At 61.1% G+C, this 11,899-nt stretch carries 14 protein-coding genes; 3 read left to right on the forward strand and 11 right to left on the reverse strand.

Annotated elements, in window-relative coordinates:
* Nucleotides 1-9: 9 nt before the first annotated feature.
* The 9 genes from ccmI to ccmA all read right to left on the reverse strand — a co-directional run bounded on the left by ccmI (nucleotide 10) and on the right by ccmA (nucleotide 6,978).
* Nucleotides 10-1,212 (reverse strand): c-type cytochrome biogenesis protein CcmI, encoded by a 1,203-nt coding sequence (gene ccmI / locus AAEZ03_RS13630; protein ID WP_048371329.1) that lies wholly within the window; start codon nucleotides 1,210-1,212, stop codon nucleotides 10-12.
* Nucleotides 1,205-1,681, reverse strand: coding sequence for a cytochrome c-type biogenesis protein (locus AAEZ03_RS13635; RefSeq protein WP_350579336.1), 477 nt, complete (start codon nucleotides 1,679-1,681; stop codon nucleotides 1,205-1,207). The genes ccmI and AAEZ03_RS13635 overlap by 8 nt, the downstream gene beginning before the upstream one ends.
* Nucleotides 1,678-2,214 carry a DsbE family thiol:disulfide interchange protein gene (locus AAEZ03_RS13640; protein WP_123751613.1) on the reverse strand — a complete coding sequence of 179 codons (537 nt, stop codon included), beginning with the start codon at nucleotides 2,212-2,214 and terminating at the stop codon, nucleotides 1,678-1,680. The genes AAEZ03_RS13635 and AAEZ03_RS13640 overlap by 4 nt, the downstream gene beginning before the upstream one ends.
* On the reverse strand, nucleotides 2,211-4,199 hold the full coding sequence (locus AAEZ03_RS13645) for a heme lyase CcmF/NrfE family subunit (RefSeq protein ID WP_350579339.1): 1,989 nt from the start codon (nucleotides 4,197-4,199) through the stop codon (nucleotides 2,211-2,213). The genes AAEZ03_RS13640 and AAEZ03_RS13645 overlap by 4 nt, the downstream gene beginning before the upstream one ends.
* Nucleotides 4,199-4,657 (reverse strand): cytochrome c maturation protein CcmE, encoded by a 459-nt coding sequence (gene ccmE / locus AAEZ03_RS13650; protein ID WP_178110195.1) that lies wholly within the window; start codon nucleotides 4,655-4,657, stop codon nucleotides 4,199-4,201. The genes AAEZ03_RS13645 and ccmE overlap by 1 nt, the downstream gene beginning before the upstream one ends.
* The gene (ccmD, locus tag AAEZ03_RS13655; protein WP_048371340.1) at nucleotides 4,654-4,830 is read right to left on the reverse strand and encodes a heme exporter protein CcmD; all 177 of its coding nucleotides are present in this window, start codon (nucleotides 4,828-4,830) and stop codon (nucleotides 4,654-4,656) included. The genes ccmE and ccmD overlap by 4 nt, the downstream gene beginning before the upstream one ends.
* Nucleotides 4,827-5,585, reverse strand: a complete 759-nt coding sequence (locus AAEZ03_RS13660; protein WP_173430622.1) for a heme ABC transporter permease — start codon at nucleotides 5,583-5,585, stop codon at nucleotides 4,827-4,829. Before AAEZ03_RS13660 ends, ccmD begins: the two co-directional genes overlap by 4 nt.
* A gap of 92 nt (nucleotides 5,586-5,677) precedes the next feature.
* Nucleotides 5,678-6,346: a heme exporter protein CcmB gene (ccmB, locus tag AAEZ03_RS13665; protein WP_048390373.1), complete on the reverse strand. Its 669-nt coding sequence runs from the start codon at nucleotides 6,344-6,346 to the stop codon at nucleotides 5,678-5,680.
* Entirely contained in the window at nucleotides 6,343-6,978 is a 636-nt protein-coding gene (gene ccmA, locus AAEZ03_RS13670) for a cytochrome c biogenesis heme-transporting ATPase CcmA (RefSeq protein ID WP_262122960.1), read from the reverse strand. The genes ccmB and ccmA overlap by 4 nt, the downstream gene beginning before the upstream one ends.
* Nucleotides 6,979-7,169: 191 nt before the next feature.
* On the opposite strand from ccmA, the gene fliK reads away from it, so the two are divergent.
* Nucleotides 7,170-8,741 carry a flagellar hook-length control protein FliK gene (gene fliK / locus AAEZ03_RS13675; RefSeq protein ID WP_350579342.1) on the forward strand — a complete coding sequence of 524 codons (1,572 nt, stop codon included), beginning with the start codon at nucleotides 7,170-7,172 and terminating at the stop codon, nucleotides 8,739-8,741.
* Nucleotides 8,738-9,055: an EscU/YscU/HrcU family type III secretion system export apparatus switch protein gene (locus AAEZ03_RS13680; RefSeq protein ID WP_350579344.1), complete on the forward strand. Its 318-nt coding sequence runs from the start codon at nucleotides 8,738-8,740 to the stop codon at nucleotides 9,053-9,055. The genes fliK and AAEZ03_RS13680 overlap by 4 nt, the downstream gene beginning before the upstream one ends.
* On the opposite strand, the gene AAEZ03_RS13685 is transcribed toward AAEZ03_RS13680, so the two are convergent.
* Nucleotides 9,042-10,334, reverse strand: coding sequence for an amidase (locus AAEZ03_RS13685; RefSeq protein WP_350579346.1), 1,293 nt, complete (start codon nucleotides 10,332-10,334; stop codon nucleotides 9,042-9,044). The genes AAEZ03_RS13680 and AAEZ03_RS13685 overlap by 14 nt on opposite strands.
* A gap of 30 nt (nucleotides 10,335-10,364) precedes the next feature.
* Nucleotides 10,365-10,778 (reverse strand): VOC family protein, encoded by a 414-nt coding sequence (locus AAEZ03_RS13690; RefSeq protein ID WP_350579348.1) that lies wholly within the window; start codon nucleotides 10,776-10,778, stop codon nucleotides 10,365-10,367.
* 108 nt (nucleotides 10,779-10,886) lie between these two features.
* On the opposite strand from AAEZ03_RS13690, the gene AAEZ03_RS13695 reads away from it, so the two are divergent.
* Nucleotides 10,887-11,747 (forward strand): LysR substrate-binding domain-containing protein, encoded by an 861-nt coding sequence (locus AAEZ03_RS13695; RefSeq protein ID WP_350579349.1) that lies wholly within the window; start codon nucleotides 10,887-10,889, stop codon nucleotides 11,745-11,747.
* Nucleotides 11,748-11,899 lie beyond the last annotated feature (152 nt).

Below are 11,899 nucleotides of genomic sequence, written 5' to 3' on the forward strand. Positions count from 1 at the left end.
CTGATGAATTTATTTATCCGGGCTGTCGATTGTCAGCTGTTGCAACGTCTGGGTGCTGTTGGGCAGCGGTTTGCCGCGCCCTACCCATTCGCCAGCGGTGGGCTGGCCTGCACGGGAGATGCGCGCAACCAGTTGGACTTCAGGAAAGTTGGACAGTTTCAACTGCGGCATCATTGCGTCGGCATCGCTCAGTTCCACGGTGATCGGCAGGTCCGCCACGGTCACGCGTTTGACCGCCAACGGGGCCGGCGGGCCCGACACGGCGCGAGCGAAGATGAACACGCTGTCGCCCGGCAACACACTGGCTTTGACAGCATCAGCCAAATCGACGCTGACTTTGATCGACGCCTGCGCCGCAGGCACGGGGGCGCTTTCAACCTTGCCGCCGCTGGCCAGCAATTGCCCGCGGGCGCGCTCGATGCCGCCCTCCAGCGCTTCGCGGGACGGGTCGCCTATAGGCAGTTCATTGAGCAGTCGCTGCCAGTAATTGATGGCCTCCTGATAACGCTGGCCCTCAAACGCCGCAATGCCAAGCAGGCCCAAGCTGGTGACTTCATTGGGGTCAGCCTTCAAGGCTTCGTCGGTCAGGGCCTGGGTCTTGTCGCTCCACTTTTTATCATCAGCAAAGTACTGCGCCTGCGCCCACTGGCCCAACAGCTCGGGCTGGCGCCCGGCCAGCGCCACGGCGCGCTCAAACACCTTGGCGGCCTCTGCCGAACGGTTTTGTGCCATGTAGGCACGCCCCAGGAAGTACCAGCTCTCAGCCGAGTCCGGCTGGGCAGCAGCGGCACGCTCAAGACGAGAGATCATTTGCTCTAGCGATTGCGGTGGCGTGGCGAACTCTTGGGTCAGTTCAACCTTGTCACTGGCACCAAAGTGCAGGTACAGGCCTACACCCAGCACCGGCACCATCAACGCCGCCAGTATCGGCACTACCTTGCCCAAGCTGGAACTGCGCCCCGGCGCCACGCCTTCGGTGTCTGCCAGAAGCTCACGCGCGGCTTCGTCGCGACCGCTTTGCAATTGTTGTTCGGTCAGCACGCCCTCTTCACGCTGGGCCTGCAATTGCGCCACGCGCTCTTGGTACAGCGCCACGTTGAGGGCGGTGCGATCTTCTTCACGCTGGGCACGACGACCACGCAGCACCGGGATCAGCAAAAAACTCAGGGCGATGAGTAGCAGCAAGCCTGCTGCAAGCCAGAAATCAATCATCTTGGTTTTTATCCAGCAAGGTAGCGAGGCGCTGACGCTCCTCGGCAGAAAGAGTGTCCGAAGCTTCGGCCCGCGCTGTACGACGGCGACGCCCCACAATCACCCCGATCACCACTACACCGCCCACCAACAAAGCCAGCGGGCCGAACCACAGCACCACGGTCTTGCTGGTCAACGCCGGTTTGTAGCGCACGAAGTCGCCGTAACGGTCGACCATAAAGTCGATGATCTGCTGGTTGTCCTTGCCCTCGCCCAGCATGCGGAAAATTTCGCGGCGCAGGTCGGTGGCAATCGGCGCGTTGGAGTCGGCAAGGTCCTGGTTCTGGCACTTGGGGCAGCGCAGTTCCTGGGTCAACTCGCGAAAACGCGCGCGCTCAGCGTCATTGGCAAATTCATAGGTGTCGATGGCCGCATGGGCGATACCGGTCAAGGCCAGCCCGCACACCACGGCTGCTAACCAGCGCTTCATGGCTTGGCCTCGTCAACCAGCGCCTGATACTTGCCGGCCAGTTGTTCGCGCCACACGCGCTCGTCGATCACGCCGACAAACTTGTGGCGGATGATGCCCTGGCTGTCGATCAGGAAGGTTTCCGGGGCGCCGTACACACCCAGGTTCAAGCCCAGCGAACCGGCTTCATCGTTGATGTCCAACTGGTACGGGTTGTGGAATTCCTTGAGCCACTTTTTCGCGTCTTCGTTAACGTCCTTGTAATTGACGCCATAGATCACCACGCCCTGCTCGGCCAGTTTGGTCAGCACCGGGTGCTCGACCTTGCACGAGATGCACCAGGTGGCCCAGACGTTAACCAGTGCCGGTTTGCCTTTGAGGTCGGCTTCGGTCAGGGTTTTTCCGCCCTCGACCGCTGGCAGACTGAACGCCGGGAACGGCTTGTCGATCAGGGTCGACGGCAGTTCGGTCGGGTCCAGATACAAGCCTTTGTACAGAAACCACGCCATGCCCAAAAACACCGCCAGCGGGGCCAGCATTAGCCAGCGTCTCATGCTGTTTCTCCTTTCATGCCCAGCGCGTCGCGCACGCGGGTTTTAACCTTGACTCGATAATGTCGGTCCAGCGCCGCCAGCAAACCGCCAAAGCCGGTGAGCAAACCGCCCAGCCAGATCCAGCGCACAAACGGTTTAACGTGGACCCGCACTGCCCAGGCGCCATCGCCCAGCGGTTCACCCAGCGCCACATACAGGTCGCGGGTAAAACCGGCGTCGATACCGGCCTCGGTCATCATCGAACTTTGTACCGTGTACAAACGTTTTTCCGGGTGCAGCACGCTCACTTGCTTGCCATTGCGCAGCACCCGCACGGTGCCTTTGTCCGAGGTGAAGTTCGGCCCTTCAAAATGTTGGGCGCCGTCAAAAATGAACTGATAACCGGCCAGCTCCATCGACTCGCCCGGCGCCAGGCGCAGATCGCGCTCGGCACTGTTTTGGCTCGACAGCACCACACCCAGCGCGCACACCGCGATACCCAAGTGCGCGATCTGCATGCCCCAATAACTGCGGGTCAGGCTGCGCAGGCCTTTGACCAGGCCCTTGTGACGGGTTTTGTCACCGATGTCGCGCACCCCGGCCAGCAACACCCAGGCCGCCAGCATAAAGGTCGCGATCACCGCCCAGTTGAAGTCGCCATAGGCCACACCGGCAATCACCGACAGCGCCGCGCTGCCCAGCAACACCGGGGTCAACATGCCCAGCAGCCATTTGACCGGGGTGTCTTTCCAGCGCACCAGCACACCCACCGCCATGACCACCATCAACAAGGCCATCAACGGGATAAACAGCGCATTGAAGTACGGCGGGCCGACCGACATTTTCGCCCCGCTCACCGCGTCAACAATCAGCGGGTACAAGGTGCCGAGCAGAATCATCGACGCGGCCACCACCAGAATCAGGTTGTTGCCCAGCAGCAGCGTCTCACGGGACCACAGGTTAAAACCGACATGGCTTTTGACCACGGGCGCACGCAGCGCAAACAACGTCAGCGAACCGCCCACCACAAACAGCAGGAAGATCAGGATAAACACACCGCGCTCCGGGTCGGCCGCAAACGCATGCACCGACGTCAGCACCCCGGAACGCACGAGGAAGGTCCCGAGCAAGCTCAACGAAAACGCGGCAATGGCCAGCAGCACGGTCCAGCTTTTGAACACGCCGCGTTTTTCGGTCACTGCCAACGAGTGAATCAGCGCCGTGCCGACCAGCCATGGCATGAAAGAGGCGTTTTCAACCGGGTCCCAGAACCACCAGCCGCCCCAGCCAAGCTCGTAATACGCCCACCACGAACCCAAGGTGATGCCAATCCCCAGAAAGGCCCACGCGACAATGGTCCACGGCCGCGACCAGCGCGCCCATGCGGCGTCCAGTCGACCACCGAGCAAGGCCGCAATGGCAAAGGCAAAGGCCACCGAGAAACCGACATACCCCATGTACAGCATCGGTGGGTGCACGATCAGACCGATGTCTTGCAGCAGCGGGTTAAGGTCGTTGCCATTGGCAGGCATTTGCGGCAGCAGGCGTGCGAACGGGTTGGAGGTGAGGATCAGAAACAGCAAAAAACCGACGCTGATCATGCCCATGATCGACAGCACGCGGGCCAGCATCACTTGCGGTAACTGGCGCGAGAACACCGACACGGCGAATGTCCAGCCGCTCAGAATCAGCGCCCAGAGCAACAGCGAGCCTTCGTGAGCGCCCCACACGGCGCTGAATTTGTAGTACCACGGCAAGGCGCTGTTGGAGTTGCTGGCCACGTAGCGGACCGAAAAATCGTCCGCCATAAAGGCGTAGGTGAGGCAACCGAAGGCAAACAGCATAAAAGCGAATTGCCCCCAGGCCGCAGGCTGGGCCAGGCCCATCCACAGTTTGTCACCGCGCCAGGCACCGAGCAGCGGGACGATGGCCTGCACGATGGCAAAGCACAGCGCCAGAATCATGGCCAGGTGGCCCAATTCAGGAATAAACAGTCCAGACATCATCACTTAACCTCGTTAGCCGGTGCCGGGGCGGATTGGCCGCTCTCCTTCAGCGCCTTGGTCACCTCGGGCGGCATGTACTTCTCGTCATGCTTGGCCAGCACTTCGTCGGCCACCACCACACCCTGGGCGTTGAGCTTGCCCAACGCAACGATGCCCTGCCCTTCGCGGAACAGGTCCGGCAAGATGCCACGGTATTGAATGGTCACGCCCTTGTTGAAGTCGGTGACCACAAATTCGACGTCCAGCGAGTCGCCAGAGCGTTTCAGCGAACCGTTTTCAACCATGCCGCCCGCGCGGATCCGCGTGTCCAATGGCGCTTCGCCATTGGCGATCTGGGTCGGCGTGTAGAACAGGTTAATGTTTTGCTGCAGCGCGCTCAGGGCCAGGGCAACGGCCGCGCCGATGCCCACCAGAATCGCCAAAATGATGATCAAACGTTTCTTGCGCTGCGGATTCACTTCGAATTCTCCCGGCGCAAACGACGCGCCTCTTGTTGCAGATAACGCCGACGCGCCGTCAGCGGCAGCGCCACGTTAAGCGCTAGCACCGCCAGGCAAATGCCATAGGCCGACCACACATACAGGCCATGCTGGCCCATGGCGACAAAGTCGCTGAAAGAAGCAAAACTCATCGCGTACCCTCCAGCGCTTTTAACACTTCAGCCTTGGCCCAACTGCTGCGCGCTTCGCGCTTGAGCACTTCGAGGCGCATGCGCAGCAACAGCACCGCGCCAAAAAAACAATAAAAACCCAGCACGGTGAGCAGCAACGGCAGCCACATTTCCACCGGCATCGCCGGTTTTTCAGTGAGGGTAAAGGTGGCGCCCTGGTGCAGGGTGTTCCACCACTCCACCGAGTATTTGATGATCGGGATGTTGATCACGCCCACAATCGCCAGCACCGCGCAGGCCTTGGCCGCGCTGTCGCGATTGGTAATGGCGTTGCCCAGGGCAATCAGGCCGAAGTACAGAAACAGCAGAATCAGCATCGAGGTCAGGCGCGCATCCCAGACCCACCACGAGCCCCACGTCGGTTTGCCCCAGATGGCCCCGGTCACCAGCGCCACGGCGGTCATCCACGCGCCGATGGGGGCGGCGCATTGCAGCGCGACGTCAGCGATTTTCATCTTCCAGACCAGCCCCACCACCCCGCACACCGCGAGCATTACGTAGCAGGACTGCGCCAGCATGGCGGCCGGAACATGGATGTAAATGATCCTGAAACTATTACCTTGCTGGTAGTCCGGTGGCGCAAAAGCCAGGCCCCAGATCACGCCGACGACCATCAGCAGCACGGCGGCAATGCTCAGCCAGGGCAGTAAACGTCCACTGATGGCATAGAACCATTTGGGTGAGCCGAGTTTGTGAAACCAAGTCCAGTTCATCACGCTGTTTCCATCACGGTGCTTTGACGCGGCCTGTGCACGGCCTCATCAACGCGCGGGTCTTTACTGGCCTGTGCAGGGCCAGACCTCATTATTTATTCGCCGACACTGATCTTCAGGCCGGCCGCTATTGCAAAAGGTGTAAGGGTGACGGCCAGCACGGTCAGGCTGGCAAGCCAGAGCAGATAACCGGTCGCAGGCATGCCTTGCAAAGCTGCTTGCAAAGCCCCGCTGCCCAAAATCAGCACCGGGATATACAAGGGCAAAATCAGCAACGCCAGCAGCAAGCCGCCGCGTTTAAGCCCCACGGTCAGCGCGGCACCTACCGCGCCGAGCAAGCTCAGCACCGGCGTACCGAGCAGCAACGACAACAACAGCACCGGCAAACAGGCCACCGGCAATCCCAGCATCAGCGCCAGCAACGGTGACAAAATCACCAGTGCCAGCCCGGAAAACGCCCAGTGTGCCAGCACCTTGGCCAACACCAGTAGCGCCAGAGGGTGCGGCGAAAGGACCCACTGTTCCAGTGAACCGTCTTCAAAATCACTGCGAAACAGCCCGTCCAGCGAGAGTAAAACCGCTAATAGCGCTGCCACCCAGAGCAGTCCGGGAGACAAGGTTTGCAACAATTGAGACTCAGGTCCAACCGCCAGCGGGAACATCGCGATCACTATCGCGAAGAACACCAGCGGGTTGGCCAACTCGGCAGGGCGGCGAAACAACAAGCGCGCTTCACGGGCCAACAACGATGCAAACACACTCATACGGCCCACTGCCCCAGATCAATGTCGCGATAACCGGCAGGTGTGCGGGTCAAGGTATGGTGCGTGGTCAACACCACCATGCCGCCCCGCTCACAGTGGCTGGCCAAGTGTTCTTCAAGGGCCGCAACGCCTTGTTTGTCGAGCGCGGTAAACGGCTCGTCGAGAATCCACAGCGCCGGGCTGTCCAGATGCAACCGGGCCAAAGCAACGCGCCGCTGCTGCCCGGCCGACAAGGTGTGGCACGGCACGTCCTCAAAACCCTGCAAACCCACGGCGGCCAATGCTGCCCAAATCGCCTCACGGCTCGCCGGGCGATGCAGGGCGCACAGCCAATGCAGGTTTTCTTCGGCGCTCAGCAAGTCTTTGATCCCGGCCGCATGGCCGATCCACAGCAGGTTACTGGCCAGTTCTGCACGCTGCTCGTTCAACCGTTGCCCGCTCAGCCGAATCTCGCCCTCGGTGGGCTGCATCAGGCCCGCCAACAAGCGCAGCAGGCTGGTCTTGCCGCTGCCGTTGGGGCCGCTGATCTGTAGCATGTCGCAGGGGCTGAGTCGCAATTCGAGATTTTCAAATAACAGGCGCCCGTCACGCTCACAGGTCAGCGATACGGTTTCTAAAAGAGGGCTGGTCACGTCGTTGAGGCCTTCACGGTTCAAGTCGGCCCGGGCGTGGCCGTTAAAGTGATGCAGGATAGATACATTTGCGGCCTGTTTAAGAGAGCTGGATCAAAGAATTGTGTTGTTTTTAGGCACCTTAAACGATGGGGCAGCATTATACATGCCATGTCCTACTCTAAAGAGGGCATATTCATAAGGTTGTAACAATGAAAAGCGACATGAATATTCCACCCATCCCACCTGCTGCGTCCAATCCCGTACGCCCCGGTGCAGCAGGCGGTGAAGTGCTCAAGTTGCTGCAACCGCTCGAGGGTTTGATCAGTCCGGGGCAAAGCGCCCAGGCGCAAGTGCTGTCACTTAAACAGGGCGATGCGGTGTTTCAGTTGCTGCTCAAGCTGACCCTGGACAGCGGTCGCCAAACCAACGTGCAGGTCAGCAGCAACCAGCCGCTGCCTCTGGGCACGCTGCTGTCGGTGACCCAACCTTCGCCCGCCAGCCTGGCGGTCAGCCTGCAACAAGCCCTGAGCAACAATGCCAGCGCCCTCACCCGCCTTGATCCGCAGCAACTGCCGGTGGGCACGTTAGTACAAGGCAAAGTGCTGAGCACCCAAGTGTTGGCGCAAGCCGCCGGGCAACCGGCCGTGTATCGCTCACTGGTGACCTTGCTTAACAGCGCCTTGAGCGGCAGCACCCTGACCGTCGACAGCCCGCGACCTTTGCGCGTCGACAGCTTGCTGACCGCGCAAGTGCAAGGCAGCCAGAGCCTGAGCTTCGTGCCCCTGAGCGGCCGGCAAGACCAACTGGCAATTACTCAGCAACTGGCCGCCCAGCAAAGCCGCCAGGGCTCGCTCGACGGCTTGTTGAATGCCTTGCAGAAACTTCCACCCAGCGACAGCATGCCCGACGCTTTGCGCGCCTCTATCGACAAGTTGTTGAGCGGTTTGCCTACACCACAACAACTGAGCAACCCCGCCACACTCAGTAACGCCCTGCTCAACAGCGGCGCGTTTCTCGAAGCCAAGCTGCTCGGTGGGCAGTTACAAAACCTCGCCCCCGACATGAAAGCCATCTTATTGCGACTGATTGCGCAAATGGTGCCCGGCGTGCCGGCCAACCCCACCTTCAACCCCGGTGTCGCCGCCAGCACCCAGGCGCAAGCCCTGCCGACGTTTGTGCGCAATGCGCTGGGCATGCTAGGGCAAGTCAGCGCCAAACCGCAGCCGGGCGGTTTTCCGCTGCCGCCGCGCCTGCTGCAACGGGGCGAAGGCGAAGACAGCCTGGAAAACCTGCTCAAGCTCGCCGCCGCCGCCATTTCGCGCCTGCAAAGCCATCAATTGTCTAGCCTGGAACAAAGCGGGCGCACCGCCGACGGTAGCCTGCTGACCACCTGGCAACTGGAAATACCCCTGCGCAACGCCCACGACATCGTGCCGTTGCAGGTCAAGTTCCAGCGTGAAGATCCACCCGAGCAAGGGCCTGAAGACAAACGCGAACACCGCGAAAGCAAAGATCAACTGTGGCGGGTTGAACTGGCCTTTGACCTCACGCCGCTGGGCCCGCTGCATGTGCAGGCACAACTGCTGCGCGGCAACCTGTCTGGCCAGTTATGGGCGCAATACAGCGCCACCGCCGAACTGATCGCCAGCCAACTGGGCGTACTGCGCCAGCGTCTGAAGGACGCGGGGCTGAGCGTGACCGATCTCGATTGCCATCAGGGCACCCCGCCCGCCCATGGCCATACTCCCCTTGAACAACGCTGGGTCGACGAAACCGCATGAGCACACCCACCGAACCGCGTCAGGCGATTGCCCTCAAGTACGACGGCAAACAGGCGCCCACCCTGACCGCCAAAGGCGACGACGCACTGGCCGAAGCCATCCTCGCACTGGCCCGCGAGTACGAAGTGCCTATTTATGAGAACGCTGAGCTGGTCAGATTATTGGCGCGCATGGAGCTGGGCGACAGCATCCCGCAGGAGTTGTACCGAACCCTGGCTGAAATCATTGCCTTTGCCTGGCAGCTAAAAGGCAAATACCCACAGGGGTTTGACCCGGATGCAGGGCCGGTGGAGCGCGACATCACCCCACCGTAAGCCCACCGTTCAGTGCACTGTCGACGTGCTGCGCTGCGTCCAGCAGTTGGCTGTCGCTGCGAAAATCCCCCACCACTTGCAGACCGACGGGCAGTTCACCCGGCGCTCTGGGCAGCGGTATGTTGATCTGCGGCAAGCCAAATGCCATCCAGCACTTGCAGAAGTCAGACGGCCCTGTGGCCTCCAGCCCCAAGGGCGCGACCATGCCGCAGCTAGCCCCGAGCATGGCGTCATAGGGGGCGAACAGCGCTTTGAGGACCGGGGCCAGCGCGGCCAGGCGGGCCTTGGCGGCGGTTTCCTGCTGCCACGTGGTCTGTTGGGCCCGCTCGATCATGGCCACCACCTGCGGGCTGAGTAACTCGGGGCTGGCGTGCCATTCTTTGGCCAGCGAGCGGGCACCCTCGCAATCGTTGATCAACAGATGGTCGTCAAACACCCCGGCAAAAGCCTCCGGCAACTCGACCTGCGTCACTGTGTGCCCCGCCGCGCGGAGCACGTCGAGTGACGCCAGCAACGCGTCGGCCACCGGCTGATCAATGTCGCCCCAGCGTGACGTGCGGCAAAATCCAAACGCTCTGCGCCCACTAGCCCGCGGGCTGCTGGTCAGCCCCGGAATCAACACCTGCGCGACCAAAGCCAGATCCCCCACCGAGCGCCCATACCAGCCCAACGTGTCAAAGCTCGGCGCCAGCGGCTTGATCCCCTCCAGCGAGACCAGCCCGTAGGACGGTTTGAACGCATACACGCCGCAGTACGACGCAGGCTTGAGCAACGAACCCGCGGTCTGCGTGCCCAGCGCCAGAGGAAAAAACCCGGCCGCCATGCCCGCAGCAGAACCGGCGCTGGAACTGCCGGGTGTTCTGTTCAAGTCATGGGGGTTACGCGTTGGCCCGGTCTGCATATAGGCAAACTCGGTGGTATGGGTCTTGCCCATGATCAGCGCGCCCGCCTGGCGCAGCAGCGTCACCACATGGGCATCGCGCGAGGGTTGGTTACCTTGATAGATCGGAGAGTAAAAACACGTGGGATGGTCGTGGGTATCAATGATGTCCTTGACGCCCACCGGTACACCCGCGAGCAAACCGTTGAGTGCAGGTCCTTTCAACTGCGCCACTTGCGTGCGCAGCGCGGCGGGGTCCAGCGAAACAAAGGCCTGGATGTCAGCTTCGCGCGCATCGGTGTGCGCCAAAAAATGCTCAGCGACTTCGCTGGGGCTGATACGCGCAGTGCGCACCTGCTCGGCAATCATCCCGGCATCGGCGGTGTCTAGAAGGCTCATGGTTGAACTCACCTCTTGGCTTTAAGGGTGTTAAACGGCGTACACCGATGACCAATCGGTGAATCCTTTGATCTCAATGGGATTGCCCGACGGATCAAGAAAAAACATCGTCGCCTGTTCACCCGGCGTTCCCACAAAGCGTCGGGTAGGCACCATCACAAAGTCGACGTGGCGATCCTCCAGCCGCGCTTTCAACGCCAGCCAGTCCGGCATTTCCAGCACCACCCCGAAATGCGGCATGGGCACCCAATGCTCGCCCACTTTGCCGGTATTAGTGACGGCAAACGGCTCGCCCAGATGCAATGACAATTGATGGCCGAAAAAGCTGATGTCCAGCCAGGTCTCAGTGCTGCGCCCCTCGATGCAGCCCAAAACCCCGCAATAGAACCCACGCGCAGCGGCCAGATCGTGAACGTGGTAAGCGAAATGAAATAGCGATTTCACAGCAAGCTCCTTGAGCCGGATGCGGCCACATGACCAGGGCAGAAATCATGCCGCGCCATGCTCAAAAGAGATAACCTGTTATTTTTTTCCAGAACGAAATTAATTCTTATGGATACGCGCTACCTGAAAAGCCTGATCGCAGTGGTGGAATGCGGGTCCATTGCCAAAGCTGCACGCCTTGAAGGATTGACCGCGGCCGCGATCAGCCAGCGCATCGTCGCCCTGGAACGCCAACTGGGGCTGGAGTTGTTGCTGCGCGTCGGGCATGAGGCCAAGCCTAGCGCGGCGTGCCTGGACTTATTGCCCAGAGCACGGCGCATCACCCATGAAATAGCGCTGTTGGCCGGCGATGCCGACGCTGAGGGGCTGACCGGCCCGCTGCGCATCGGCGCAATTTCAACCGCGCTCACCGGCATCCTGCCAGCCGCCTTGCGCACCTTGAGCGGCACAAGCCCGCAGCTAAAGCCGATCATTGTGCCGGGCACTTCACACTCGCTGTTTCAGGCACTGGAAGCCAATGAGCTGGATGCCGTCATTGTGGTTGCACCGCCCTTTGATCTGGCCAAGCGGTTTAATGCGCAGTTGCTGCGCCGGGAACCGTTGGTATTTATCGCCCGTGAAACCTCGCCCGAGAGCGTCAACCTGCGTTTGCAGAGCCAGCCCTACATTCAATACGACCCTGACGCCTGGGGCGCCCGGCATGCGTCGCAGTACCTGCAAGACTACGGCGTGCTGCCCACCGCCGTGCTGGAACTGGACGCCCTGGAAACCATCGCCCTGCTGACCGCTGAAGGGTTGGGCGTGAGCCTGGTACCGCGCTGGTCCGGCTTTGAACGCTGGGCCAGCGGTTGTGTGGCAGAGCCCGTGGGCGACGGGCGTTACCACCGCGAGATCGTCCTGATCAGCCACGCACACAGCGCCAAACCACGGATGGTTGCAGCGCTGAGCAGCGCGTTGTTGCGGCCGTAAATTACGATCTATACCCCTACCCTGTAGGAGTTACCGCCCCGTCTTCGACGCCGCACTGTCGCGCTGCAAACAGGTCACTGTAGTCGCTGACGAGGTACGAAGGCTGCGATCGGCTGCGTGCAGCCGTAAAACCATCCACTTCGGGATTCTTG

It is taken from the genome of Pseudomonas sp. HY2-MNA-CIBAN-0224, from assembly GCF_040310285.1.
Lineage (GTDB): Bacteria > Pseudomonadota > Gammaproteobacteria > Pseudomonadales > Pseudomonadaceae > Aquipseudomonas > Aquipseudomonas helleri.